This window comes from Microbacterium sp. ZW T5_56, assembly GCF_044987425.1.
Classification (GTDB): Bacteria; Actinomycetota; Actinomycetes; order Actinomycetales; family Microbacteriaceae; genus Microbacterium.
Genome location: NZ_JBJDRI010000030.1, coordinates 29,839 through 56,204 on the forward strand (window position 1 = coordinate 29,839; position 26,366 = coordinate 56,204).

A 26,366-nucleotide genomic window follows, 5' to 3' on the forward strand; every position below is an offset into this window, starting at 1 on the left:
TTGAGTGGGCACCTGGCGCTCAGCGGGGCGGCCCCGCGCGGGGCGATGCGGTCGGGCTCAGAGTCGCGTCGCGATGATCCGGAACCGGCGCTGCGGCACTTCGATCGGGCGAACCGTCGCGAGAGCGTGCAGCTGTTCCTCGTGCTCGTGCACTTCGAAGTCGGGGACATCCCACGGGATCATCGCGAGGTACTCCACGAGGGTTCCGATGTCACGGAAACGCATCGCGCCGATCCAGTCGTCGGCCTGGTCGATGCGCAACCCCGCGTCGGCAAGAGCCGCCGTGAGGTTATCGACGGTGACATGGTCGTAGAGACTCTCGCCGCCGAACCATTCGCGCAGCCTCTCGCCGTCTCGCCCGTCGACCTGCTGGGTGAGGAGTCGTCCTCCCGGGCGAAGCACGCGGGCGATCTCCGCGGCGTCCACCGCTTCGTGGCGGTTCAACACCAGGTCTTGCGAGCCATCCGGCAGCGGCAGGCGTTCGCCCAGTTCGGGGTCGTAGGCGAGCACGTCGATCCCGTACGGCGCGAGGGCGGCTCGTGCGATCGGCTGGTTGTCCTCCCAGCCCTCGGTCGCGGTGATGACGCCGTGCTCGTCTCCGAGAGCGGCCAGGTGTGTGAGCAGGCGCTCCCCGCCGCCGGTGCCGATGTCGACGGCGTGCTCACTGGACCGCAGCGCGCCCCGAACCTCCTCGTCGAAATCCCACGGCGGATCGTCGGACTCGATTCGCCCGTCGAACGCTGCGAAGCCCCATCCGGACATGGTGGATCGGCGGTGCAGCTCTGCCAGCCAGGGGAGGAGCTGCGGATCCCGGGCGGTCATGGGCGTCCGTAGCCCTCGAGAAGACGGAGCCAGACCTCGCTGATGGTGGGGTACGAAGGCACGGCGTGCCACAGCCGGGGGAGGGGCACCTCGCCCACGATGGCGATGGTCGCAGCATGCACCATCTCCTCGACACCGGGGCCGATGAGGGTCGCGCCGATGATCACACTGCGGTCCTCGTCCACCACCATCCGCGCGTGACCCGCGTATCCGTCCGCGAACGTGGCGGCACCGGCGACGGAGCCCAGGTCATAGTCGACGACGCGCGTACGCACGCCCGCGTGCTCCGCCTCGTCAGCGGTGAGCCCCACGGATCCGACCGGCGGGGGGCTGAACACCACCTGCGGTACAGCAGCGTGATCGGCCGTCGCCACGTGCGTGCCCCAGGCGGCATCGTCCACCGGCCTGCCGAGGGCGCGTGCGGCGATGACATCACCGGCAGCGCGCGCCTGGTACTTCCCCTGGTGCGTCAGGAGGGCGCGGTGGTTGACATCTCCCACGGCGTACAGCCAATCGCTGTCCGCCACGCGCATGGTGTCGTCGACCGGGATCCAGTCGTCATCGCTCACACCGGACAGCCCGAGCGCCGTGAGCCCCAGATCTGCCGTGCGCGGGCGGCGCCCGGTGGCCACCAGCACCTCCTCGGATGTGACCTCCGTGCCGTCGGTGAGTACCACCGTGCGTCCTTCCACGCCGAGATGCGCCGACGCGGGGCGGGAGTTCGCGAACTCCACGCCGGCATCTTGGAGCGATGCGGTGACACGTTCGCCCACGAAAGGCTCCATGCGCGGCAGAATCCCGGACGGAGCGATCATCGTGACCTGCGAACCCAGTGCCGCGTACAGGGTGGCCATCTCCACGCCCACCACGCCACCGCCGATCACGGTGAGGGAAGCCGGAACATGATCGGCAGAGGTGGCCTCGCGGCTGGTCCAGGGGGTGATCTCGGCAAGCCCGGGCACGTCGGGGATGAGCGCGCTCGTGCCGGTGCAGACCGCGACCGCGTGTCGCGCCGTAAGCACCGTGACGGTGCCGTCGTCGGCCGTGACGGTGACTTCTTTCACCGCGCTGATGCGGCCTAGGCCCCGCACGAGGTCGATGCCGGCCGAATCCAGCCAGCCCACCTGCCCCGCGTCGTCCCAGTTGTGCGTGAAGTCGGTGCGACGACGCAGGACCGCCGCGATGTCGAGCTCGCCTGTGATCGCCTCCGCCGATCCGGCCACCGCGCGCGCCGCGGCGAGCGCCTCGAACGGACGCAGCAGCGCCTTCGACGGCATGCACGCCCAGTACGAGCATTCACCGCCCACCAGCTCTGCCTCGACGATGACGGTGGTGAGGCCTCCCTGCACCGCTCGGTCGGCGACGTTCTCGCCGACGGGCCCCGCCCCGATCACAATGACGTCGTACTCATGCGCGCTCATGGGTACACGCTATGCCGGGCCACCGACACTGCGATACCCGATGTCCACAACTCGTCCCATGGCGTGCACGCTGTTTCCAGTCCGCCCCGAGAGGAGCGGGTTTGTGCGCTGTCAAACGCCGCAATCGCGATGTCCGATTTCCGCGAGCCAATGTCGGATGCCGGTGTCAGGATGGAGCCATGAGCCCGAACCTGACATTCGATGAGCGGTACCGCGCGATCAGTTCGCGCGATGCCCGATTCGACGGGCAGTTCGTCACCGTGGTGCACTCCACGGGCATCTACTGCCGCCCATCGTGCCCGGCGCGCACGCCGAAACCGGAGAACGTGTCCTTCCTGCCCACGTCGGCCGCCGCGCATGAGGCCGGCTTCCGCGCGTGTAAGCGGTGTCTTCCCGAGGCAGCGCCCGGCTCCCCGGAATGGGACCTGCGCGGTGATGTGACGGGTCGCGCGATGCGGTTGATCGCGGATGGCGTCGTCGAGCGCGAGGGTGTGGCCGGTCTCGCCTCCCGTGTCGGCTACTCCTCGCGCCACCTGACGCGGGTACTGACCGAGCAGCTCGGCGCGGGTCCACTCGCTCTGGCGCGGGCGCACCGAGCGCATACCGCGCGCATGCTGCTGGTCGGCACAGATCTGTCGGCCGCGGAGGTCGCGTTCTCGGCGGGGTTCGCGAGCGTCCGCCAGTTCAACGACACCATTCGCGAGGTCTTCGACCTGACCCCCACGGCCCTGCGCGCTCGGCGGCGCACGCACGAGGCCACGGAGGGCGGTCGCATCGATCTGATGCTGCCGTATCGCGCCCCGTTCGACCCGGACGGTGTGTTCGCCTGGATGGCCGCCCGCGTGCTGCCCGGAACCGAGGCCGGTGATGCGGATGGCTTTGAGCGAACCCTCCGACTCCCGGGTGGGCCGGCGTGGTTCCGCGTCGCTCGCGCCGATCATTCGCGGCTACGGCTCTCGGCGCGCCTGACCGCCCTGGGCGATCTCAGCAGCGTGGTGGCTCGCGCGCGGCGCCTGTTCGATCTGGACGCGGACCCCGCGGCGATCGACGACGCCCTCGGCTCGATTCCTGAGCTTGCACCGCTTGTCCGCGCCGTTCCCGGAATCCGGGTGCCGGGCACGGCCGATCCGCACGAGATGCTGATTCGAGCGATGATCGGCCAGCAGATCTCGGTTCCTGCGGCACGCACGCACCTCACTCGGCTGGTCGACGCGTTGGGGGAGGAGACGGATATCGCGGGGGAGGGCGGACCGCGCCGGCTCTTTCCCACGATGTCCGCGATCGCCGAGCACGGCCCCCAGGTGCTGCGCGGGCCCGCCGCTCGGATCCGCGCGATCACCGGCGCTGCCGCCGCGGTCGCGACGGGCGAGCTGCAGCTCACCAGTGGTGACGACTCCGAAGACCAGCGTCGACGTCTGCTGGCTCTGCCCGGGGTCGGTCCGTGGACAGCCGACTACGTACGCATGCGGGTGGTCGGCGATCCCGATGTCTTCCTCCCCGGCGACGTCGCTGTCCGTCAGGGCGGTGCCCGCGCCGGACTCCCCGCAGACGCTTCGGGCCTGGACGACTGGGCTCGGCGGGCAGCGCCCTGGCGCTCCTATCTCACCGCGCACCTGTGGCGCGTCCTCTCCTCACCCGTTCACCACACGACCCCGCACAGTTCGGAAGGACGATCATGACCACCACCAGCGCCACCACCAGCGCCACCGTTCAGTTCATCGATACGGCAGACGGTCCGTTCGGCATCTTGACCGACGAAGACGGATCCGTCATCGCGTCCGGGTGGACCGATGACCCGGCCTCACTGATCGATCGCCTTCGTCCGCAGGACCGTCCCGTCGATGTTCGCGCGGGCGAGACCGCGGCGGGAGATGCGGTGCGCGCGTTCTACGACGGCGACATCGAGCCGATCATGGCCGTGACCGTTCGCCAGCGCGGCACCGAGATGCAGCGCGCCGGCTGGGAGGCGCTGCGGCGCATCACCCCGGGTTCACCGCTGTCCTATGCCGAGTTCGCGGTGGCACTGGGCAATCCGAGGGCCATCCGCGCCGTGGCCTCGATCTGCGCCCGTAACGCTGTCGCGTTGTTCGTGCCGTGCCACCGCGTGCTTCGCACCGATGGCACCCTCGGCGGGTTCGCGTGGGGCACCGAGGTGAAGCGCTCCCTCCTGGCCCGCGAGGCCGCCGCGTAACCGTCCCACATCACCCTTCCGCGTCGTCGCCCCTGGAGCAATCGCCCCGGGGGCGACGCCGCGCGCGCAACGACCCTCCACAGAGCCCGCGAGACTTCCGAATGTGGGCGAGAATCCGTGCAACGCGGCGATTCTCACCCACGGACGGAAGTTTCGCGGGATGAGACTTGCGGTCAGGGAACTCACAGCATAGTCTGGAGGGCTGTCGCGTCGACCGGCGTGACATCCCGTGAGCTCCAGGAGGCCGCAATGAACGAGACCGCTCTCACCACGCTTGTTGCCGCCTTTGTGCCCGCGGGGATCGCGACGCCAACGTTCGGATAGAACCGCGTCGCCGCATCTCCGTCGCGGCCCCCTGCATCACCGGTAGCACCGGTCATTCGCGCGCTCGCGCGCACTCATCACTCGATCTCGATGTCCCTCAAGGATCATGTCTTCTTCCGCGCACTCTGCTGAACGTCTGTCCACCCCGCGCGCACTCGCGCGCCTGATTCCCTATGTCAAGCCGGTCGCCGGCCGCCTGGTCGGAGGCGCCATCAGCGCCCTCGTCGGCGCGGTGATCGCGCTGCTCATCCCCATCGCCCTGGAGAGCATCGTGCAGGGCCCCGTCGCCGGTGGCGACACGGCCGGCATCATCGTGGGCGCCATCGTCGTGCTCGTGTTGGGCCTCGGCGAGGCAGCGATGGTCTGGCTCCGCCGCTGGTTCGTGCTGGACCCCTCCATGGGGGTCGAGTACACGATGCGCACCGACTTCTACGCGAAGCTCCAGCGCCTGCCGGTCGCGTTCCACGACCGCTGGCAGTCCGGCCAGCTGCTCAGCCGCATGATGCAGGACATCGGACTCATCCGCCGGTGGCTCGCATTCGGTCTGATCCTGCTCGTCGTCAACGTGCTGACGATCGTGATCGGCACCGTGCTGCTGTTTCGCTGGCACTGGATGCTCGGCGCCATCTTCCTGGTGTGCTCGCTGCCCCTGTGGGTGCAGGGCTACCTGTTCGACCGCAAGTACGGCGAGCTGTCGCGCCTCAGCCAGGACCAGGCCGGCGACCTGGCCACCAGCGTCGAGGAGAGCGTGCACGGCATCCGCGTGCTGAAGGCATTCGGCCGCGGCAAGCACGCACTCGGAAAGTTCGCCGGTCAAGCAGAGACGCTGCGCCAGACGGAGCTGCGCAAGGCCAAGGCCGACGGCAACATCTGGTTCTGGCTGGTGCTGATGCCCAACATCGCGTTCGGCATCAGCCTGCTGGCGGGTATCTGGCTGCGCAGTCAGGGCGTCATCAGCGTGCCGGAGCTCTTCGCGTTCTTCGCGATGGCGGCGGTGTTGCGCTGGCCGATCGAGTCGATCGGGTTCCTCTTCTCGTTCCTGCTCGACGCCCGCACGGCCACCGACCGGGTGTTCGAGGTGTACGACGAGCTGGACACGATCACCGACCCGGCCAACCCGGTGGAGATGCCGACCTCGCGCGGCGAGCTGGCGTTCGAGGGTGCGCGCTTCCGCTACCAGGATGCGGGCGCTCACGAGCGGGATCTGCTCGACGGCATCGACCTGCGTCTGCAGCCGGGTGAGACCATGGCGCTGGTGGGTCTGACCGGCTCCGGCAAGACCACCCTCACCACGCTCCCCACCCGTCTGTACGACGTCACCGGAGGTCGTGTCACGCTCGACGGCGTCGACGTGCGAGACCTCCGACTGCGGGACCTGCGTCGACACATCGCGATGGCGTTCGAGGACGCGACCCTGTTCTCGGCCTCTGTGCGCACCAATGTGCTGCTCGGGCGTCCGGAGCTGGACCCGAACTCGGAGGAGGGCGAGCGCGTCATGCGTGAGGCACTCGCCATCGCGCAGGCGTCGTTCGTCGACGACCTGCCCGACGGTGTCGAGACGGTGATCGGTGAGGAGGGCATGAGCCTGTCCGGTGGTCAGCGCCAGCGTCTCGCCCTGGCCCGCGCGGTGGCTGCCGCACCGGCCGTGCTGGTGCTCGATGACCCGCTGTCCGCGCTGGACGTGGACACCGAGGCGCTGGTGGAGGCGGCACTGCGTGAGGTGCTGGCCCATACCACCGCCCTCATCGTGGCGCACCGTCCGTCCACCGTGGCGCTCGCAGACCGCGTGGCGCTGCTGGAGAGCGGTCGAATCACCGCGGTGGGAACCCACTCTCATCTGCTAGCCACCAGCGAGCACTACCGACATGTCATCTCGAGCCTGGAAGTCGCCGAGGCGGAGAAGACGGAGATCATGAAAGCGCAGACCGGGATCATCGAGATCGTGGCTCAGGAAGCGGAGGTGGAGCTGTGAGTTCTGTCACCGGAACCCAGGGCGAAGAACGCATCGACTACAACAAGGCGGAGAGTCGGGCGATTCGTCGCCGGTCGCTGCGCCTGTTGGGCTCGCTCATCAAGCCGACGCGTGGGCTCATCGTGCTCACCGGGATCGTGGTGATCGCCTCGACCATCATGCAGGTGATCGCACCGCGCCTGATCGCGTGGGGCATCGATGACGCGCTGCCGCTCGCGGTGGACAAGGGCGACTGGAGTCTCGCGTTCCTGGTCGTCGCCGTGTACATCGTGGTGGGGATCGGCGGCGCTGCCCTGATCGGCTGGTACGCCGTGCTCGCGGCCAAGCTCACCCAGGGCATCATGCTGGATCTGCGCAAGCGCATCTTCCTGCACACCCAGCGGCTGAGCCTGGAATTTCATGAGTCGTACACGTCAGGACGCATCATCTCGCGCCAGACCAGCGATCTGGACTCCATCCGCGAGCTTCTCGACGGCGGCCTGAACCAGCTGGTATCCGGCCTGCTGTATGCGGTGTTCACGCTGGTGATGCTCGTGACGCTGGACTGGCAGTCCGGTGTCGTGCTGGTGCTGGCGGGCATCCCGCTGTACCTCCTGATGCGCTGGTTCTACGCGCGTTCTCAGGTGATCTTCCGTGAGTCGCGCGTGATCAGCGCGCGGGTGATCGTGAAGTTCGTCGAGACGATGACGGGCATCCGCGCCGTCAAGGCGTTCCGGACCGAGCCGCGCAACGACACTGAGTTCAGCGGGCTGTCCGCCGACTACCGCAGGGTCAACATGCGCTCGATGAAGCTGTACGGCACGTTCGATCCGGGAATGATGGCCATCGCCGCCGTCACTCTCGCCATCGTCGTGCTGTGGGGCGCGCTGCGCGTGCCGGATGGAACGATGTCGGCCGGTGTGCTGCTGGCCGCCGTGCTGTACGTCCGGCAGTTCTTCGGACCGCTGCAGGATGTCGCGATGTTCCTGAACTCCTACCAGTCGGCCACGGCCGCGCTGGAGAAGGTGTCGGGAGTGCTCGAGGAGACGCCGACCGTTCCGGACCCGGCGAAGCCGGTGGACCTGTGGGACGCGCGCGGTGAGCTCGACTTCGACGAGGTGACGTTCGGCTACTCGGACGCGCGCACGATCCTGCCGGACTTCTCGCTGAAGATCCCGGCGGGCCAGACGATCGCGCTGGTGGGCACCACCGGTGCCGGCAAGTCAACGCTTGCCAAGCTGGTGTCGCGCTTCTATGACCCCACGAAGGGTGCCGTGCGCCTGGACGGTGTGGATCTGCGCGACCTGCACCCGAAGGATCTGCGCCGGGCGATCGTGATGGTCACGCAGGAGGCGTACCTCTTCAGCGGGACGATCGCGGACAACATCGCGCTCGGCAAGCCGAACGCGACGCTGGATCAGGTCATCGCCGCGGCACGGGCCGTCGGTGCCGACGCCTTCATCCAGGCGCTGCCCGACGGGTACGACACGGACGTCAACAAGCGTGGTGGCCGCGTGTCGGCGGGGCAGCGCCAGCTGATCTCCTTCGCTCGCGCGTTCCTCGCCGACCCTGCCGTGCTGATCCTCGACGAGGCGACGGCGTCGCTGGACATGCCCAGTGAGCGCCAGATCCAGGACGCCCTGGAGACGCTGCTGGCCGACCGCACGGCGATCATCATCGCGCACCGCCTGTCCACGGTGGCGATCGCGGACCGTGTGCTGGTGATGGAACACGGCACGATCATCGAGGACGACACCCCCGAGGCGCTCATCGCCGGCACGGGCAAGTTCGCCCAGCTGCACGCCGCATGGCGCGAGACGCTGGTCTGATCCCGTCCACGACAAGGGCCCCGAACCGCTTGAACTGGTTCGGGGCCTTCGTCGTGTGAGGGGTGATCAGACCTTGATGGTGGCGATGACCTCGCTGTACTCGGTCTCGCCCACGGGGGTGAAACCGACGGCGGTGAAGAAGCGCTCCGGACCGTCTTCACCGGCTTCGTAGATGACATCCACGTGGTCGAAACCGCGTTCGGCAGCGACGCGACGCAGCTCGTCCACGGCGAAGCGGCCGATGCCGCCGCGCTGGGCCTCCGCGTCGACATTGATACGCCAGAGCACCGACTGGAAGTGCGGCTCGGTGGCGTCGGGATCGAAGTTGGCGCTCACGAAGCCGACCACGCGGTCGCCGTCCAGCACGACGCGCTGCCAGGCGGTCTGCGGGTTGATGACGGTGGTGGCCAGGTCATAGGAGACCGGCGCAAGGAACTGCTGCTGCCCTGGCTTCAGGGACAGGTTGTTGACCGCCACGATGGTCTTGGCGCCGAGTTCTTCCAGTCGCAGTTCGCTCATAGCCACAGGGTAGCCGCTCCCACCGACACTTGGGGCCGCGTTGTTTCTGTGAAAGTCATCGTGAGGATGAGCGATGCGTGAACGCGGGGTGGCGCAACGCAGAACGGGCGCCGTCCCCGAGAGGACGACGCCCGTGCTGTCTGTGACTCAGTAGCGCACGCTGACGCTCACGCCGTCGGCTGCCCAGTTGTACAGCCACAGCGCCTCGTCCTCGCGCATGTTGATGCAGCCGTGGCTCATCGGCGTGCCGAAATTATTGTGCCAGTACGTACCGTGGAACGCCTCGTCGCCGTTGAAGTACATCACCGTGGGGACGTCCTTCGTGCAGTAGTCGAAGCCGGGAACGCAGCCCATGTCCTGCATGGGGACGTGGGCGAAGATCGTGAACTCACCCGTGTGCGTCTCGTGCCCCGAGGCGCCGGAGGAGATCGTGAAGGTGCGGATCGCCTTGCCGTTCTCGTACACGTAGGTGCGCTGCTCGCTGAGGTTGACTTCGATGTGGCGCTCGATCTTCGCGATCTCCGGCTGCGTCTCCTCGACCGGCAGTACGAGCTTGCCGTTGCCAGCCGCAATCTGCTCGGCGAACGAGGCCGCGAGCTTCGACGTGTCGCCGAGCTTGCGACCGGTCTGCGACTTCTCGCCCTCCTCGACCAGATCGCCCCACTTGTTGACGATCTCCGTGCCGTTGACGGCCGGGCGATCGACCTTCTCAGCGAGGGTCGGGATGATCTTGGCCAGCGCGGCCTCATCGACCGTGATGGTGAGGGCGCCGGACTCGTCGATGGTCGGCGTCACCCACGAGGCGACCGTGGCAGCGTCAACCGGAACGGTGCGCTCGTCGCCGACGTAGAAGCCGATCGTCGAGACCAGACCGTTGAGCTTGTCTGCCGCGGCCTGGGCGGACTCGGTCGAGATGGCGGGTGTCAGGACCTCGGGCTCGGCCGACGCTTCAGCGACGGTCTTGCCCTTCTCCAGCGCGGACTGCAGCGCGACACGCAGGCTGTCGACGTTCAGACCCGAGCCGTCGGCGGCGGGCTTCACGTGGTACGAGCCGTCGGCGAAGGTCACCTCGGCGTCGGTAGCCGGCACGAACGCGTCGGGCAGAGCCTGGCGAAGCGCTGCTTCGGCCTTGTCTGCATCGATGGTCACGGCACCGGTGTCCGCGGCGGAGTTCCACGCTTCCAGCTTCCACAGCGGAGCGTCACGGTGCGCGGCATCGGCCAGGGCACCGGCGTCGATCGTGGCGCCGAGGTCGGCGGCACTGAGCGTCACCTTCTCACCGTCGCCGGTGAGTTCGATGGTGGTGGATGCCAGGCGATCGGTGATCGCGTTCGCCGCAGCGGTCGGCGTGAGCCCGCCGATCGGCACACCCGAGGCGCTCACGCCGGGGGCGATGAGGGTGGTGGAGGCGATCACCAGGCCGGCGGCGATACCGGCGGCCGGCAGGAAAACCCACGGCCAGCGCTTGCGGCGCTTCTTCGGCTCGGCTTCGGCCCACACGGCGACCGGGGCCTCGGGGGTCTGCGGCAGCGCGGTCAGCGTGGGCGCTGCGGTCTCGGCGACGGTCTCTGCCGGGACCAGCGCAGCCGCAACGGTCTCGGTGGCGTCGGTCTCCGTGGCATCGGTCTCTGCAGCATCTGCGGGCGGCGCGACCTCCTCAGCGGCTGCGTCTGCTGCCGCAGCGGGCTCGGCAGTCACGTCGGCGAGAGTCGCCTCGGCGTCGCTGGTCGCCGCATCCGTGGTGTCGGCAGCCGCGGTGTCGGCACTCGTGGCGTCGGCAGCCGCGGTGGCGTCGGCAGTGTTTGCGTCATCGCCCGATGCAGTGTGTTCGGGCTGATCGTGATCGGTCATGGCGGAACCCCCTGGTCAGTCGTCGCCATGCCTATCGTAAGTTCGCGCGGAGTCGCAGCGGCGCTGGCGCGTATCACGATTTCGCCACGTCTCATCGTGCCCGTCCCGCAAACGCACGAACGCCCCGGAAGCGAGGTGTTCCGAGGCGCTCGCGAAGGGGAAGATCTCAGTCGGAGACGACGGCGATCGCGTCGATCTCGACGAGCATCTCCTCGCGGGGCAGGCCCGTGAACACGGTGGTGCGGCTGGGGAGCACGCCGCCCGTCGTGTGCTTGCTGACGAACTCGCCGTAGGCGTCGTTCATGATCGAGAAGTCCTCGCGCTTGGTGAGGTACACGCGCAGCATGATCACGTCGTCGAATGTGGCGCCCGACGCCTCGACGATGGCCTTGACGTTCTCCAGCGTGCGGATGGTCTGTGCGGCGACGTCTCCGGGGAAGAGGTACTCGCTGGTCGCGGGGTCAACCGGTCCCTGGCCGGAGACCTGGACGATCGGACCCTTGCGGACACCCTGCGAGAAGGTGTGGGCGGGGGCGGGGGCGTTGTCCGTGCGGACCTCGGTCTTCGTGCTCATGACAGTAAGAATACGGTGTGCCGACGAATTTGTTCGGCGTACTGCCTAAACTGTTCCCGTGACGATGACTGTCCCCGATCCCGTTCTCGGTCCCTGGGCGAAAGCATTCCCCCCTCGCCTCTGGGGCTCCGCCCTCTCCGACGTCCACACCGCCCGCGCGCGTCTCAGCGAGTTCATCACTCCCGTGCTGGTGCTGGGCACCGAGGCGCTCGGCCACAACGAGCGCACCGTCGCCGGGTGGGCTCGCGACGCGGGCGTGATGCTGGCACCGCATGGCAAGACGACGATGTCGCCGGCGCTCTGGCAGCGGCTGCTGGCCGAAGGAGCCTGGGGCATCACCCTGGCCACCCCGTGGCAGGTGGAACTGGCCGTCTCCGTCGGGGTGCAACGGATTCTGCTGGCCAATGACCTCACCGACATCGCCGCCGCCACGCGATTCTCCGAGCATGCCGCGCGGGGCGTGCGCATCGTGGTGTGGGCGGATTCGCTGGCCATGGTGGCGCGACTGGCGCGACACACCGGCCCCGTTCCGCTCGAGGTGATGGTGGATGTGGGCGGCGCCGATGGTCGAACCGGCGCTCGCGGGTTCGACGCGGCTGTCGCCGTCGCCGAGGCCATCGCAGCGGAGCCGAACCTCGCCTTCGCCGGCGTTGCGGGCTACGAGGGTCCCTTCGGGGCGACCCGTGAGGACATCGCAGAGGTCGACGTCTTTCTGCGCGAACTGCTCGCCGTTCATGAGCGGGTCGCCCAGCTCGTTGCGGGGCGTCCGATCCTCTCGGCGGGCGGCAGCGAATGGCCCGATCGTGTCGCCGCCATTCTCGGCGGTCGCACGGACACCGATGTCATCGTCCGATCCGGCGCCTACCAGGTGCACGATGACGGGCTGTATCGGCGCGAGAGCCCCTTCGGCACCGCCGTGGGAGCCGAGCGACTGCACTCAGCTATGCACGTCTTCAGCCGCGTGGTCTCCCAGCCGGAGCCCGGACTCGCGCTGCTGGACGCCGGTCGACGCGACGTCTCCTTCGACATCGATCTGCCCGAGGTTCAGCTGCTCGTGGGGCGCGGACCCCTCGAAGGGCGCATCACCGGACTCAACGACCAGCACGCGTTCCTGCGCACCGATGCGGAGGCCCCGGCGGTGGGCGAGGTCGTGCGCCTGGGGCTCTCGCACCCCTGCACGGCGCTGGACAAGTGGCGAGTGATCCCGCTCGTGGATGATCCCGATGCGGACAACCCGCTCGTCATCGGAGCGGTGGCGACGTGCTTCTGAACGAGGAGATGGTGCTCAGCGCGGAGAAGAGCGTGCGCGTGTACCGCGGCGCCACCGTGGTGGACGGCACGGGGGCGGCGCGATATGTCGCGGACGTCGCCGTTGAAGGCGCGCGAATCGTCGCGATCGGTCAGCCCGTGCGACTGTCTGACAACGCCGTCGAGATCGACGCCGCCGGTCTCGTGCTGGCACCAGGATTCATCGACATGCACGCGCACAGCGATCTTGCAGTGCTGCGCGGTGCCGACCACACCGCCAAGCTGCTGCAGGGCGTGACCACCGAGGTGCTCGGCCAGGACGGACTCGGGTACGCGCCGGTCGATGACGCCGTGGCGGCAGCCGTCGCCGCGCAGATCGCCGGGTGGAACGGTCCGATCGACACCACCGTGATGCCGTGGCGGTCGATGGCGGGCTTCCGTGCGGCGATCGATGCCGCCACGGTCGGCAACGCCGCCGTTCTCGTGCCGCAGGGGAACCTCCGGATGCTCGTCGTCGGGCACGACCCGCGCCCCGCGACGGACGCGGAGATCGCGGAGATGTGTCGCATCCTCGGGCAGGCGATGGACGAGGGCGCCTTCGGCATGTCCAGCGGGCTCACCTACACGCCCGGCATGTATGCGTCCACCGACGAGCTCATCGCGCTCTGTCGTGTCGTGGCGGAGCGCGGCGGATACTGGGCTCCGCACACGCGCAGCTACGGCGGTGCGGCGCTCGACGCCTTCCGCGAGGCGCTGGATATCGGGCGTGCGACGGGCTGCCCCATTCACCTCACGCACGCCACGATGAACTTCGCTCCCAACCGCGGGCGAGCGGGGGAACTGCTCGCGCTCGTGGACGCGGCGATCGCGGATGGGGTCGATGTCACCCTCGACACATATCCGTACCTGCCGGGCGCCACGACTCTCGCGGCTCTCCTGCCGAGCACGCTGTCTGCCGGCGGCGATCTGCTGGCGCGACTGCGGGCGTTCACGGACGAGGATCGCGAGTGGCTGCGTGTGCAGCTCGATGAGGTCGGCTGCGACGGGTTCCACGGAGAGGTCGCCGACTGGTCCGTCATCGAGGTCTCCGGTGTCGGCGACCCCGTGAACGCGGCGGTGGTCGGTCGAACGATCGCCGATATCGCCGCGACGTCGGGGGCACGTCCCGTGGATGTCGTCGTCGATCTGCTCGTGCGCGACGAACTCGCCACCGGTGTGCTGATGCACATCGGTGACGAGGACAACGTGCGCGAGATCATGGCGCACCCGGCCCATTCGGGCGGCTCGGACGGCATCCTCATCGGCGGGAAGCCCCATCCGCGCGGCTTCGGTGCATTCGCTCGCTACCTCGGCCACTACGTGCGCGAGCTGGGTGTTCTGTCGCTGGAGGAAGCGGTACGACACCTGTCCGCCACACCCGCTCGCCGGCTGGGCCTGGACCGAGGCGACGCTCCCCGCGGAGTGATCCGCGTCGGTGCGACCGCAGACCTCGTGCTCTTCGACCCCGAAGAAGTGCGTGACGGTGCCACATTCGCGGCGCCGCACACGGCACCCGTGGGTATCCGCGAGGTGCTGGTGGCGGGGGAGGTGGTCGTCTCGGCGGGCCGGCTCACCGGAGTCGCACCCGGCCGTGCGCTCGCGCATCAGCCTGCCGCTCACCGCGGCGTCGTCCCGCGCGTGGATGCGACGATCGATCCGCGTGGGTCGGTCTCGCTCGCCGGAGCGCGTGTGATCGCGGGGGAGGGGCTCGATGCGGCGGTGCTGCAGAGCCTCCTGGATCGCGATGACCCGTCGCAGAGCCCGGTGGATGTCCACGTCGCGACCGGGAATCTTGCGCCGGGCGCGTTCTCCGTCACGATCGACGCCGACGGCGTTCGGGTGGTCGGTGGCGACGCCGCCGGTGTCCTGTATGGCGTGGTGGTGCTCGATCAGCTGCGCGAGCCCGAGAACGCCGCACATCCGGTGCCGTTCGGAACCTGGGAGTCGTCGCCGGCGTACGAGTGGCGCGGGCTGATGCTGGATGTCGCCCGGCACTTCCGCCCCGTCGCGGACGTGCTGCGCCTCATCGACCTGTTGGCTCGTCACCGCATGAACCGGCTCCACCTGCACCTCACGGACGATCAGGGCTGGCGGTTCGAGGTGCCAGGCTGGCCGCTGCTGGCCAGGCGAGGAGGCGTGCGCTCGGGAACCAAGCATGGACACGGACCGCTCGCTCAGGTGGTGATGGGGGAGCATCGCGGTTGGTACACCGCCGCTGATCTGCGCCGCATCGATGACTATGCCGCGGCGCGCGGCATCACCGTGGTGCCGGAGGCGGAGTTCCCCGGGCACGTGCAGGCGGCGCTCGCGGCGTACCCGGAGCTCGGAAACCTCGACGCCGCACCGGCGGAAGCCGAGCCCTGGCACAGCTTCGGGCTCAACCCGCACACGCTGAATCTGGAAGATCGCACGCTGGCGTTCGCGCGCGATGCGCTGGATGTTCTCATCGACAGCTTCCGTTCTGAGCTGATCGGCATCGGCGGCGACGAGGTGCCGACGGCGCAGTGGGCGGCCTCGCCGCGCGTGGCGGAGCGGATGGCGGAGCTGGGCATCGACGACGTCCACGGTGTGCAGCCCTGGTACACCGCGCAGCTCGCCGCGCATCTGGCATCGCGAGGGCGTCGTGCCTACGCGTGGGACGAGGTGCTTGCCGGTCCCACGCCCGATGGCGTGGTCATCGCGGCCTGGCGCGGTCCGGTTGCCGCGGAGGTAGCGCTGGAGCGTGGCTTCGAGTGCGTCGCCTGCCCCGATATGACCCTGTATCTGGACTACCGCCAGAGCGAGAGTCTGGAGGAGCCGATTCCGGTCGGCCCGCCGTTGACACTGGCTGGTGCGTGGCAGACGCGTGTGCCGGAGGGCTGTCTGGGTGCTCAGGCGAACCTCTGGAGCGAGCACATCGACTCGCGAGACCGCGCCGATTTCGCGCTCTTCCCGCGGCTGTCCGCGATCGCGGAGCGGCTGTGGGTCGGCGCAGAGCCGGGCGATCTCGACGAGTTCGAGTCGCGTCTGCCGGTGCAGCTGCGCCGGCTCGCATCGTGGGGCGTCGCGTATCGTCCGCTCGACGGTCCGCGTCCGGAGCAGCGTCTCCCGGGCGTGCCGGGAAGCCCGCGCACGCTCGCCGAGCGTGAGGCCGTGGTCGCCGACCTCGTCGCCGACCTCCGCCCCTGACCCCTTCTCTCCCTCTATCCGCGAGAAACCCAAGCAAGTCCGAGACACCCCGCAACGCGGGGTTTCTCGGACTTGCCTGGGTTTCTTGAGGGTAACGAATACGTAACAGACGGCGGAAACATCGGGACAGGGTTGCGCGGATGAATGTTCGTAAGGTGTACTAACAAACATCATGACTGCATCGGAAGCGCAGGGTCGCACTTCTCAGGAGAAGACCACACCCACCCGGGCACCCCGCCTCGGTGGAGGCTCGCTGCGTGCCACCGGCAAGGTTCTCCCGGAGCACGCCCGCGGGCACAACCGCGCGCTCGTGCTGCAGACCCTGTTCCACGACGGTGCCATGAGCCGCGCCGACGTCTCACGCAGCACCGGCCTCACCCGGGTGACGATCTCCGACCTGGTCGGAGAGCTCATCATTGACGGGTTCGTTGAGGAGAAGGGCGTTCGCGAAGCGGTCGGACCCGGCAAGCCCGCGATGCTCATCGACCTCGCCCGTGGCGCTCACCAGATCATCGGGCTGGACCTGTCCGGACCCACGCCCCTCGCCGGCGCCGTGATCACTCTCGACGGCCAGATCCTCGAGCGCCGCGAGATCCCTGCACCTGCCCACGGCGACGGCGCCACGGCGCTGGCCGCGGTGATCGGTCTCGCCCGCGAACTCGTCGAGGCGGCCACCGCTCCTGTGCTCGGCATCGGCGTCGGCACCCCCGGTATCGTCGACCAGGCCGGGGTGGTCCGCTCCGCTCCGAACTACGGCTGGACCGACCTCGCGCTGCAGCAGATCCTGGAGAGCGAACTCGGTCTGCCGGTCGTCGTGTTGAACGACGCGAACGCCGCCGTCCTCGCCGAGCACACGTTCGGCCACGCCACCGCGGACACACTCCTCGTGAAGGTCGGCCTCGGTGTGGGTTCCGGCCTCCTCGCCGGCGGTGAGCCGCTGCGTGGCAGCCACTTCGCCGCGGGTGAGATCGGCCACGTCACCGTCGGCACCGACGGCGGACCCCCGTGCGCGTGCGGGAAGATCGGCTGCCTCGAAGCCTGGCTCGCGGCGCCGTCACTGCGCCGTCGGATGGCCGAATCCGACGATCCGGAATCCGTGCTGCGTGACGCGGGGGAGCGGCTGGGTATCGCCCTCGCTCCGATCGTCGGCGCACTCGACCTGTCGGAGATCGTTCTCTCCGGCCCCACAGACCTGCTCGATGGGCCCCTCAGCGATGAGGCCGCGAGCACACTCCGTAACAGGACGATGGCGTTGTTCCACGACAACGTCGTGTTGCGGATGACCGAGCAAGGATCCGACATCGTGCTGCGCGGCACGGCTGTCATGGTCCTTTCCTCGCGTCTCGGGGTGTCTTAGTTCGGACACCCTCGGCGGAGCGATCCGCCACACCCCACCACCAAGTAAGGAATACAGATGAACCGCAAGATCGGAGCGGTCGCCCTCACCGGCGCTGCCGCACTCGTCCTGGCCGGTTGCGCCGGCGGAGCTGCCGACGCTGGCAGCTCCGCCGGTACCGGCGACGCAGCGAAGGGCGGCGAACTCACCGTCTGGCTCGTCGGCAGCGACACCCCTGATGAGGCCCGCACCTACCTGAAGGACACCTTCGAGAAGGAGAACGAGGGCTGGAAGCTCACCATCGTCGAGAAGACGTGGGCGGACACGAACGAGGCCTACATCGCGGCGCTCAGCTCGAACGATGCTCCCGACGTGGTCGAGGTCGGCAACACCCAGGCCCAGGGCTTCATCGACAAGGGCATGTTCCTCGACATCACCGACCAGGTTCCCGCTCTCGGCGGCGACAAGCTGCTGAAGTCGTTCGTGGACCTCGGCTCGGCCGATGGCAGCACCTACGCGGTGCCGTACTACGCCGGCTCGCGTATCGTGTTCTACTCGCCGGAGATCTACCCCGGCACCGTTCCCGCCACCCTCACCGACTACGTCGCCGCCGGTAAGGCGATGAAGACCGACACCCGCTCGGGCATCTGGGCACCGGGTAAGGACTGGTACAACGCCCTCGCGTATGTCTGGGCCAATGGTGGCGAGATCGCCGTGCAGGACGGCGACACCTGGGATGCACAGTTCGCCAGCGACAAGTCGGTCGCGGGCCTCACGATGCTGCAGGACGTCTACAAGAACGCCAACGTCGCTCCGGCGGATGCGGACGAGACCGGCCCGCAGGTCGGCTTCTGCGCCGGCGAGACCGGTTTCCTCTCGGCTCCGTCGTGGGTGCAGTGGTCGATCAAGGCTGCCGCCGACAGCGACAACCCGGGCTGCCCGGACACCTACGGCAAGGACCTGCAGGCCTTCGCCCTTCCCGGCATGAAGGCGGGCGAGGCCGCTCCGGTGTTCGCCGGTGGTTCCTCGCTGGCCGTGGCCACCAAGTCGGACGCACAGGAGCAGGCCAAGAAGGCCCTCGCCATCCTGCTGTCGGACGGCTACCAGAAGATCATGGCCGGCAACGGTCTGATCCCCGCACTGACCTCGCAGGCTGAGTTCCTGCCCGAGGATCAGATCACGCAGGAGGCCGCCAAGGCGACCGCCGCCTCGCGTGCCGTTCCCGCCTCGCCCAACTGGGCCGAGGTGGAGAAGTCCCTCGTCATCCCCGACGCGCTCGTGAAGATCGCCAAGGGTGAGGACGTCAAGACTGTTGCGGAGAAGCTCGACAAGGACATCGAAGCGATCCTCAACAAGTAAGCCGGAAGGGGCCCTGGGACCACACACCCGGGGCCCTTTCTGTCTGGAAGGGACTTATTCGCATGAGCGTGGCTGAGACCACAGCGAAGCGCCCCGGGCGCCGCTCCGCCCCTGTGCTTGACCCTCGCACCCGTGCGCGCAAGCGCCGCGAGGCCCGCAACGCCTGGGCACTGCTGGCACCCGCGATCGTCCTCCTCGGAGTGATGGTCGGCTACCCGGGTGTGACCATGGTGACGAACTCGTTCACCGACTTCAGCATCAAGAACAAGATGCTGGACACCCCGGCGAATTTCGTCGGGCTCGACAACTACATCAAGGTGCTCACCGCCAGCGATTTCCCGATCGTGCTGGTGCGGAGCCTCCTGCTGATGGCCGTGATGACCGGGCTCATCATGGTGATGGGCACTCTCATCGCCGTGCTGATGACGCGACTCTCGCGCGGCTTCCGCACACTCGTCGCCGTCGGTCTGCTGCTGGCGTGGGCGATGCCTCCGCTGTCATCCACCGTGGTGTTCAGCTGGATCTTCGACACCCAGTACGGCGTCATCAACGCGGCACTGAACGCGATCACCGGATCCACCGCGTTCACCAACCACTCGTGGCTGATGAACCCGTTCTCCTTCTTCACCGTGCTGACGTTCATCGTGGTGTGGATGGGTATCCCGTTCGTCGCCTTCACGGTGTATGCGGCCCTCGGCCAGGTGCCCGGTGAGGTGCTGGAGGCGGCCGCCCTCGACGGTGCGAGCGGACTCAACCGCTTCCGCCTGGTGGTCTTCCCGTACCTGCGGTCCGTGATGATGGTGGTCTTCATCCTCCAGGTCATCTGGAACCTCCGCATCTTCACGCAGGTGTTCGCCCTGCAGGGACGCGGCGGCACCCCGAGCGAGACGAACGTTCTCGGCACCTACATGTTCCGCCTCGGAGCGGATGACTTCGGCATGACGGGAGCCATCGGCGTGCTGATGGTCATCATCCTCATGGCGATCTCGTTCGGCTACATCCGCAGCACCCTGAAGGAGGAGGAGAAGTGAGCGCCACCACCCTCGCCCCCGAGCAGACCGACACCCGTGTCTCGGTCACGACACCGTCGCCGCGTCGTCGGATCAAGCCGGTCACGGCCGCGAAGGAGAACCAGAACGCGAACCTGCCGCGCCGACGCAGCACCCGTGTGGTGCTGAACATCGTCGCGATCGTGGTGTTCCTATTCAGCGTGTTCCCGGTCTACTGGATGGTCAACATGTCGTTGACGCCGTCCAACCAGATCGTGAGCCGCACGCCGAGCTGGATCCCCCTGGACGCCACTCTTCGCAACTACATCGCGGCGTGGTCCAAGCCTGCGGCTGCCGGTCAGACCGACTTCCCGCACGCGCTGCTGTCCTCCCTCACGGTGACGATTCCGGTCGTGATCGTGACGCTGCTGATCGCGTTCCTCGCCTCCATCGCGCTCTCGCGATTCCACTTCAAGGGACGCTGGGGGTTCATCGTCACGGTGCTCATCGTGCAGATGATCCCGGGTGAGGCGATGATGTTCACCATCTACGCGATGATGGACGACGCTCACCTGAAGAACCTGCTGGGTCTGTCGATCGTCAACGTCGCCGCCGTGGTGCCGTTCACGATCTGGACGCTGCGCGGCTTCGTGGCCGGTGTCCCCGCCGACCTGGAGGAGGCGGCCATGATCGATGGCTGCACCCGCACGCAGGCGTTCTGGAAGATCACCTTCCCGCTGCTGGCACCTGGACTGGTGTCCACCGGCATCTTCGCCTTCATCCAGTCGTGGAACGAGTTCACGATGGCGATGCTGTTCCTCGAGGGCTACAGCCTCACGCTGCCGCCGTGGCTCAACTCGTTCCAGTCCGCCACCGAGGCGACCAACTGGGGTGCGGTGATGGCGTCGTCGACGCTGATCGCGCTGCCGGTCGCCATCTTCTTCCTGCTCGTGCAGGGGCGCATGGCCAACGGCATGGTCTCGGGAGCAGTGAAGGGATGACGGCTCCTCGGGGCGCCGGTGCGCTCACGGGGAGCGGTGACGAAGTGACGGAAGTCAGCAATGACGTGTCAGGAGCAGGTGAAGGGATGACGCGATCGTGAGAGTCGGACTTGACGTCGGTGGGACCAAGATCGAGGCGGTCGCCCTCGGCGATGACCGGGTGGACAATGCCACGGTCATCGGTCGGGAGCGGTTGGCCACCACGCCGGGAGAGGCGGGCGTCGTCGCCTCGATCACGCAGGCGCTGTCGCAGCTGACGGCGCAGCTCGGGACCGGGCTCGACGCGATCACGTCGGTGGGCATCGGCATTCCGGGGATGATCGAGCCGGGCACGACGATCGTGCGACACTCGGTGAACCTGGGTGTCGAGGAGCTGGATCTGGGTGCGGCACTTCGCACGGTGCTGCCGGCACGAGTGCGTGCCGACAACGATGTGAAGGCCGCCGCGGTAGGTGCATACGCCCTCCGCGGCGGCACCGGCTCGATGGCGTATCTGAACCTCGGCACCGGGGTGGCAGCGGGGATCATCCTCGATGGCGAACTCCTCGGTGGCGCTCGCGGTGGTGCAGGTGAGGTGGGACACCTGAGCGTGGATCCGCAGGGGCCACTGTGTCGCTGCGGACAGGTCGGCTGCGTCGAGGCCTACGTCGGAGGCGCGGCGCTCGCCGAACGCTGGGGTGTGCCGGCCGCGTATCCGGTGCGCGATCTCTTCGACGCTGCGGACGCCGGCGATCCGCGCGCGATCGTGCTGCGAGATGGTGCCGCCTTCGGTGCCGCGGCTGCTGTCCGGTCCCTGATGCTGTCTGTCGACGTGGAGACCGTCGTGATCGGGGGAGGGCTGTCGGCGCTGGGCGACCGACTCCTGGACTCGATTCGCGAACGGCTGCGTGTCGAGGGCGAAACGTCTCCGTTCCTGCGCTCGCTCGAGCTGGGTGCCAGGATGGAACTGCTGCCCGTCGGATCCCCGGCGGCGGCCCTGGGTGCGGCGCTCATCGGCGCCGACGACATGAGAGAAGGAGCGCTCACGCATGGCTGAAGTCGTGATCGTCGCTGACAAGGAAGCTGCGGGGACCCTGGTCGCCGCCGAGATCGTGCGGCAGATCGCCGCGAAGCCCGGCTACGTGCTGGGCCTCGCGACCGGATCCACCCCGCTTCCGGTGTACGAGGCGCTGAAGACGGCTGCTGCCGGCGTCGACCTGTCGCAGGTGCGTGGGTTCGCGCTCGACGAGTACGTGGGCATCGACCCGGCGCACCCGGAGAGCTACCGCAGCGTCATCACGCGCGAGGTGGTGGAGCCGCTGGGACTGAACCCGGAGCTGATTCGCACACCCAATGGCGCGCTGGATGGCATCGAGCACGCGGGTGCCGACTACGAGGCCGCGATCGCCGCGGCCGGCGGTGTGGACCTGCAGATCCTCGGGATCGGCACCACCGGTCACATCGGCTTCAACGAGCCCGGTTCGTCGTTCGCATCGAGCACGCGCGTGAAGACGCTGACCGAGCAGACGCGCATCGACAACGCCCGATTCTTCGACGGCGACATCTCGCAAGTTCCGATGCACTGCATCACGCAGGGGCTCGGCACGATCCAGCGCGCGAAGCACCTCGTGCTGCTCGCCTTCGGCGAGGGCAAGGCCGAGGCGATCGCCGGTGCGATCGAGGGTCCCGTCTCCTCCGCGTGCCCCGGATCGGCGATCCAGCTGCACCCGCACGTCACCGTTGTGGTCGACGAGGCCGCCGCGTCCCGCCTGGAGCACGCGGCCTACTACCGCTACGCCTACGCCAACAAGCCGGCGTGGCAGGGTCTGTGATCCGTCGCCGCTAGCCGCGAAACACCCAAGCACGGCCGAGAAACCCTGCAACGCGGGGTTTCTCGGCCGTGCTTGGGTGTCTCGGTGAGGGGGTCTCAGGCGTGGGGCCACGCGAGGGGGAGGAGCACCTCGGTGGACAGCGGTGCCAGCGGCACATCCGTGTCGCGGGTGATCCAGATCGCCTCGGCGATCTCCGCACGCGGGGACACGCCCGCGGGATCGATCGTGAGAGCGAAGGAGTCGGCGACGACGGTGTGACCCGGCTCATTGGCGGCAGCGGCGCGATGACGGCCCAGCGGTCGCAGCTGGTCGACGGTGATCTCGATCCCCAGCTCCTCGTTCAGCTCGCGCACCGCGGCGTCGCCGGCGCTCTCACCGGGCTCCGGCTTGCCGCCGGGCTGCATGAACGTGACCGTGCCGTGCTTGCGCACCACGAGAGCGCGTCCGTCCGCATCAGTGATGAGCACGGCGCTCACCAGGATCTCGGGGGTCATCTCTCTCCTTTGGGTGTCGCGCGATCGGGTGCTGGGTCGTCGAACACCGCTCCGGGGGCGAGGATCCCGAGTGGATCGAACACGCGCTTGATCTCGCGCTGGAGTCGCCACTGGCGATCGCCCAGCTCTTCGCGCAGCCAGCGCGCCTTGAGGATTCCGACGCCGTGCTCACCGGTCAGTGTGCCGCCCAACCGCAGCGCGCTGCGGAACAGATCGCTGGCGGCGTCCCAGACTCGGGCGGGCACGTCGGGGCCGTCGAAGATGAAGTTGGGATGCAGGTTCCCGTCGCCGGCGTGGGCGACGACGGGGATCAGGAGATCGTACTCCCGCTCGATCCGCGCGATCTCGTCGAACATGTCGGCCAAACGGGATCTCGGGACGGAGACGTCTTCGATCAGCGTGGTGCCGAGTGCCGCCATCGCCGGATGCATGCTGCGTCGGATTCGCAGCAGTTCAGCGCCGCGCATCGGATCGGCGGTGACCTCGACGATGGCACCGTGTGCGCCGAGGATGGCCGCGATCGCGTCGGCCTCGATGACGGCGGAGGGGCCGTCGGTCTGGGCGGTGACGTGCACGGTGCCTGCGGGCGGCTGCGGGAGCGCGAGCAGGTCATGCACGGCACGGACGCTGTGCGCATCCATGAGCTCGAGGATCGCGGGTTGGATGCCCGCCGCGGTCACGGCGGACGTCGCGGCCGCTGCGGACCGCAGATCCGTGAACACGGCCGCGACCGTACACGTCTCGCCCGAGACGAGGGGGCGGAGCTTGAGAGTGGCGCCCACGACCACGCCGAGGGTGCCCTCCGAGCCGACCATCAGTGCGGTCAGGTCGTAGCCGGTGACGCCTTTCACCGTACGATGACCGAAACGCACGAGTTCGCCGTCCGACAGCACCACGTCCACACCGAGGACGGCATCGCGCACCACGCCGTACTTGGCGCACAGCAGTCCCCCCGCACCGGTGGCGATGTTGCCGCCTACTGTTGAGATCTCCCGGCTCGCCGGGTCCGGTGCCCACCACAGCCCGTGCTCGGCGAGCGCGGCGTTGAGGTCCGCATTGATGATTCCCGGCTCGACGACGGCGAGCTGGTCGGCGGGACGGATCTCGACGATGCGGTTCATCTCGGTGAGCGACAGGCAGATACTCCCCGCGCCCGCAAGCCCGGCCCCGGCGAGTCCGGTTCCCGCGCCACGGATGACGACCGGCGTGCGGGTCTCGGTGGCGATGCGCATCACCGCCTGGACATCGGTCACCGAGCGCGCATGCACGACCGCCAGGGGTGCAGCCGCGGCGCGATGACCGGAGCGGTCCGCGCGCGCAGCCTCCCGTGATGCCGGGCTCAGATCCACGGCCGTGCCCAGTGCCTCCTGCAGCAGCAGGACGACGTCATTCACTGCGCTCATGCGTCACGCTCCGTCGACGCGAGTCCGCGCTCGGTCGCCGGGTCATGTGCTGTCAGGCGAGCGCGCGACGCCCGGCCACCACGCCGGAGGCCACGGCCACAAGGGCGTAGGCGATGCCGATGACTGACTGCCCCATGTCCCACCACGCGAGGGTGCCGGCCGCGAAGATGAGCAGCTCGATCAGCACCCGCACGAACGGGTGAACGCGGATGACAGCGCGCGGCGAGATGAACAGCGCCCAGACGAGGAGCGCGACCACCGGTGCCGCGATCGCGACCACGAGGTTCCACGGGAATGTCCACATCAGCGCGCCCCACAGCACGAAGGTCGCGAGCGTTGCGATGATGACGACAACGCGGATCAGATCCAGCGGGGTGAGCGGCGCGCGCATCCCGGGCGCGAGCTCAGGTGCGGACTGCGGGGAGTTGGACATGAGTTCTATTCTACGAGCCCCGTGCCGGTGGGTTCCCCGATCCGGTTCCTGAGCGCACTTCGTCTCGTTACGCTCGCTCAGCACCCGGCGGGGGTCGCGTTGTGCTGTGCCTCGCACGCCATTGGGTGGGGTGTGCCAAGGACGTGACGATGTCCCCCGTGGTCCCTGAGCGAGCGCCAGGGAGACGAAGGGTCTCGGTGACGCTCGCTGGGTGTGGTTTGCGGCGCCACTCACCCCGCTTCGCGGTTCCTGAGTCCACGCTCGTGAGACGACCGGCGCTCAGCACGGCGCCCACGAGACAGCGCGCTCTGAAGAGGAGCGCCTAATCCCGCCGTTGCACTTGTGTTAGCGAGCGCCGACCGGCGGGGCTGTGTGCGCTGACGTCGTCCGGTCAGCCGAGCTCGCCCCAGCCACGGGCCGTGTGAGTGTCGCTGTGACCAACGATCTCGCCGTTCTCCAGTTCAACGAAACTGATCGCGGTGTCGTCCATCTCGTCTACCGGCAGGGTTACCGATACTCCGACACACCACACCCATGACAGCTCCCCGGTGCTGCAGCCTTCGAGCCACCGGATTGGTGCTTCGACCCGCTCTCCGTCGACCACCGGGTAGATCTCGCTCGTAAAATTCGCCTCGAAGAACACGCTCACGAGGACGTTGCCGTCGCCGAGCTCGGTATGCGTCGCCCGGAGCGCCTGCAGATCTGCAGGAGTTGAGGTTGGGGTGGGCTCAGGCGTCGCCGTTGGAGTCGGCGAAGGCTCGACAGTCGGAGTCGGAGTCGGCGTCGGCGTCGGCTCCGGAGTGAGTGTGGGCGTTGGCGTTCGTGTCGGTGTCGGTGTGGGCGTTGCCGTGGGAGTCGGTGTGGGCGTGGCCGTGGGAGTCGGTGTCGGTGTGCGCGTGGCCGTGGGAGTCGGTGTCGGCGTGGGCGTTGCCGTCGGTGTCGGCGTTGCCGTCGGTGTCGGCGTTGCCGTGGGGGTCGGCGTTGCCGTCGGCGTGGGCGTCGGGGACGGCGACAAGGTCGGAGTCGGAGAGGCCGTCGCCGTAGCGGTTGGCTCCGGCGTCTTCGTCGGTTCCGGTGTCGTGGTTGGTTCCGGCGTCCTCGTTGGCTCGGGCGTCTTCGTCGGCTCGGGCGGCTTCGTTGGCTCCGGCGTCTTCGTCGGCTCCGTGGTCGCGGGAGGTTCGGTGGTGGCCGAGGGCGCGGGATCAACCGTGGGCTCGGGGATAGCAGGCACGGACGGAACCGGGACCGGGGACGCGACCGATGTCGGCGTCGGCGTGGGAGTCGCCGACGGGCTCACCGGCAGCGTGGGCAGATCACTCGGGGTCGGGGAGGACGTCACCGCGAGAACCGGAGATGCGGACGAATCGTCCACGCTCACGTCGAGTCCGCCACCGTCCTGACTGCTGCCGGCTGCCTCCTGCTGCGTTGCCGGGGGCTGCGATGACAACACCGTGCCGGCGACAGCGGCACCCGCGATGAGGACACCGGCCGCGGCGATTCCGACGATGGTCGCGATCCCCGTCGCGGAGGAGGCACCGCCAGCGGCACCGGCACCACCCGCGCCAGCTCCGCCGCCGGAGCCACTGCCACCGCCCGCTCCGCC

The 26,366-nt window shown here is 68.5% G+C and carries 22 protein-coding genes; 13 read left to right on the forward strand and 9 right to left on the reverse strand.

Annotated elements, in window-relative coordinates; genetic code table 11:
* Window positions 1-57 precede the first annotated feature (57 nt).
* Window positions 58-822 carry a class I SAM-dependent methyltransferase gene (locus ACI3KU_RS14225; protein WP_404922963.1) on the reverse strand — a complete coding sequence of 255 codons (765 nt, stop codon included), beginning with the start codon at window positions 820-822 and terminating at the stop codon, window positions 58-60.
* On the reverse strand, window positions 819-2,243 hold the full coding sequence (locus ACI3KU_RS14230) for a dihydrolipoyl dehydrogenase family protein (protein WP_404922964.1): 1,425 nt from the start codon (window positions 2,241-2,243) through the stop codon (window positions 819-821). Before ACI3KU_RS14230 ends, ACI3KU_RS14225 begins: the two co-directional genes overlap by 4 nt.
* A gap of 179 nt (window positions 2,244-2,422) precedes the next feature.
* On the opposite strand from ACI3KU_RS14230, the gene ACI3KU_RS14235 reads away from it, so the two are divergent.
* From ACI3KU_RS14235 to ACI3KU_RS14250, 4 genes are all read left to right on the forward strand, one after another.
* Window positions 2,423-3,922 (forward strand): AlkA N-terminal domain-containing protein, encoded by a 1,500-nt coding sequence (locus ACI3KU_RS14235; RefSeq protein WP_404922965.1) that lies wholly within the window; start codon window positions 2,423-2,425, stop codon window positions 3,920-3,922.
* A complete protein-coding gene (locus ACI3KU_RS14240; RefSeq protein WP_404922966.1) occupies window positions 3,919-4,434 on the forward strand; it encodes a methylated-DNA--[protein]-cysteine S-methyltransferase in 516 nt (171 codons plus the stop codon). The genes ACI3KU_RS14235 and ACI3KU_RS14240 overlap by 4 nt, the downstream gene beginning before the upstream one ends.
* A 430-nt stretch (window positions 4,435-4,864) precedes the next feature.
* Complete coding sequence (locus ACI3KU_RS14245) at window positions 4,865-6,730, forward strand: ABC transporter ATP-binding protein (protein WP_404922967.1); 1,866 nt, start codon at window positions 4,865-4,867, stop codon at window positions 6,728-6,730.
* A complete protein-coding gene (locus tag ACI3KU_RS14250; RefSeq protein ID WP_404922968.1) occupies window positions 6,727-8,538 on the forward strand; it encodes an ABC transporter ATP-binding protein in 1,812 nt (603 codons plus the stop codon). The genes ACI3KU_RS14245 and ACI3KU_RS14250 overlap by 4 nt, the downstream gene beginning before the upstream one ends.
* Before the next feature lie 66 nt (window positions 8,539-8,604).
* On the opposite strand, the gene ACI3KU_RS14255 is transcribed toward ACI3KU_RS14250, so the two are convergent.
* The 3 genes from ACI3KU_RS14255 to ACI3KU_RS14265 all read right to left on the reverse strand — a co-directional run bounded on the left by ACI3KU_RS14255 (window position 8,605) and on the right by ACI3KU_RS14265 (window position 11,482).
* Entirely contained in the window at window positions 8,605-9,057 is a 453-nt protein-coding gene (locus ACI3KU_RS14255; RefSeq protein ID WP_404922969.1) for a GNAT family N-acetyltransferase, read from the reverse strand.
* 147 nt (window positions 9,058-9,204) lie between these two features.
* Window positions 9,205-10,908 carry a L,D-transpeptidase family protein gene (locus ACI3KU_RS14260; RefSeq protein ID WP_404922970.1) on the reverse strand — a complete coding sequence of 568 codons (1,704 nt, stop codon included), beginning with the start codon at window positions 10,906-10,908 and terminating at the stop codon, window positions 9,205-9,207.
* A gap of 166 nt (window positions 10,909-11,074) precedes the next feature.
* Window positions 11,075-11,482, reverse strand: a complete 408-nt coding sequence (locus tag ACI3KU_RS14265) for a RidA family protein (protein WP_404922971.1) — start codon at window positions 11,480-11,482, stop codon at window positions 11,075-11,077.
* A 64-nt stretch (window positions 11,483-11,546) separates the two neighbouring features.
* On the opposite strand from ACI3KU_RS14265, the gene ACI3KU_RS14270 reads away from it, so the two are divergent.
* The 8 genes from ACI3KU_RS14270 (at window position 11,547) to nagB (ending at window position 22,433) form a co-directional block, all read left to right on the forward strand.
* Complete coding sequence (locus ACI3KU_RS14270) at window positions 11,547-12,752, forward strand: amino acid deaminase (RefSeq protein ID WP_404922984.1); 1,206 nt, start codon at window positions 11,547-11,549, stop codon at window positions 12,750-12,752.
* Window positions 12,743-15,937 carry a family 20 glycosylhydrolase gene (locus ACI3KU_RS14275; protein WP_404922972.1) on the forward strand — a complete coding sequence of 1,065 codons (3,195 nt, stop codon included), beginning with the start codon at window positions 12,743-12,745 and terminating at the stop codon, window positions 15,935-15,937. The genes ACI3KU_RS14270 and ACI3KU_RS14275 overlap by 10 nt, the downstream gene beginning before the upstream one ends.
* A gap of 172 nt (window positions 15,938-16,109) precedes the next feature.
* Window positions 16,110-17,294: an ROK family protein gene (locus ACI3KU_RS14280; protein WP_404922973.1), complete on the forward strand. Its 1,185-nt coding sequence runs from the start codon at window positions 16,110-16,112 to the stop codon at window positions 17,292-17,294.
* Window positions 17,295-17,351: 57 nt separating this feature from the next.
* Entirely contained in the window at window positions 17,352-18,632 is a 1,281-nt protein-coding gene (locus ACI3KU_RS14285) for an extracellular solute-binding protein (protein ID WP_404922974.1), read from the forward strand.
* 68 nt (window positions 18,633-18,700) lie between these two features.
* Entirely contained in the window at window positions 18,701-19,663 is a 963-nt protein-coding gene (locus ACI3KU_RS14290; protein WP_404922975.1) for a carbohydrate ABC transporter permease, read from the forward strand.
* A gap of 71 nt (window positions 19,664-19,734) precedes the next feature.
* Window positions 19,735-20,622 carry a carbohydrate ABC transporter permease gene (locus tag ACI3KU_RS14295; RefSeq protein ID WP_404922985.1) on the forward strand — a complete coding sequence of 296 codons (888 nt, stop codon included), beginning with the start codon at window positions 19,735-19,737 and terminating at the stop codon, window positions 20,620-20,622.
* 97 nt (window positions 20,623-20,719) lie between these two features.
* On the forward strand, window positions 20,720-21,658 hold the full coding sequence (locus ACI3KU_RS14300) for an ROK family protein (RefSeq protein WP_404922976.1): 939 nt from the start codon (window positions 20,720-20,722) through the stop codon (window positions 21,656-21,658).
* Window positions 21,651-22,433 carry a glucosamine-6-phosphate deaminase gene (gene nagB / locus ACI3KU_RS14305; RefSeq protein WP_404922977.1) on the forward strand — a complete coding sequence of 261 codons (783 nt, stop codon included), beginning with the start codon at window positions 21,651-21,653 and terminating at the stop codon, window positions 22,431-22,433. The genes ACI3KU_RS14300 and nagB overlap by 8 nt, the downstream gene beginning before the upstream one ends.
* A gap of 95 nt (window positions 22,434-22,528) precedes the next feature.
* Here nagB and ACI3KU_RS14310 read toward each other — a convergent pair whose 3' ends face one another.
* The 4 genes from ACI3KU_RS14310 to ACI3KU_RS14325 all read right to left on the reverse strand — a co-directional run bounded on the left by ACI3KU_RS14310 (window position 22,529) and on the right by ACI3KU_RS14325 (window position 25,412).
* Entirely contained in the window at window positions 22,529-22,927 is a 399-nt protein-coding gene (locus tag ACI3KU_RS14310) for an NUDIX domain-containing protein (protein ID WP_404922978.1), read from the reverse strand.
* A complete protein-coding gene (locus ACI3KU_RS14315) occupies window positions 22,924-24,330 on the reverse strand; it encodes an FAD-binding oxidoreductase (protein WP_404922979.1) in 1,407 nt (468 codons plus the stop codon). Before ACI3KU_RS14315 ends, ACI3KU_RS14310 begins: the two co-directional genes overlap by 4 nt.
* 52 nt (window positions 24,331-24,382) lie before the next feature.
* A complete protein-coding gene (locus ACI3KU_RS14320) occupies window positions 24,383-24,763 on the reverse strand; it encodes a YrdB family protein (RefSeq protein WP_404922980.1) in 381 nt (126 codons plus the stop codon).
* A gap of 391 nt (window positions 24,764-25,154) precedes the next feature.
* Entirely contained in the window at window positions 25,155-25,412 is a 258-nt protein-coding gene (locus ACI3KU_RS14325; protein ID WP_404922981.1) for a hypothetical protein, read from the reverse strand.
* A gap of 73 nt (window positions 25,413-25,485) precedes the next feature.
* Here ACI3KU_RS14325 and ACI3KU_RS14330 point away from each other — a divergent pair, with 73 nt between their 5' ends.
* Window positions 25,486-26,163: a hypothetical protein gene (locus ACI3KU_RS14330; protein WP_404922982.1), complete on the forward strand. Its 678-nt coding sequence runs from the start codon at window positions 25,486-25,488 to the stop codon at window positions 26,161-26,163.
* Window positions 26,164-26,366: the final 203 nt, after the last annotated feature.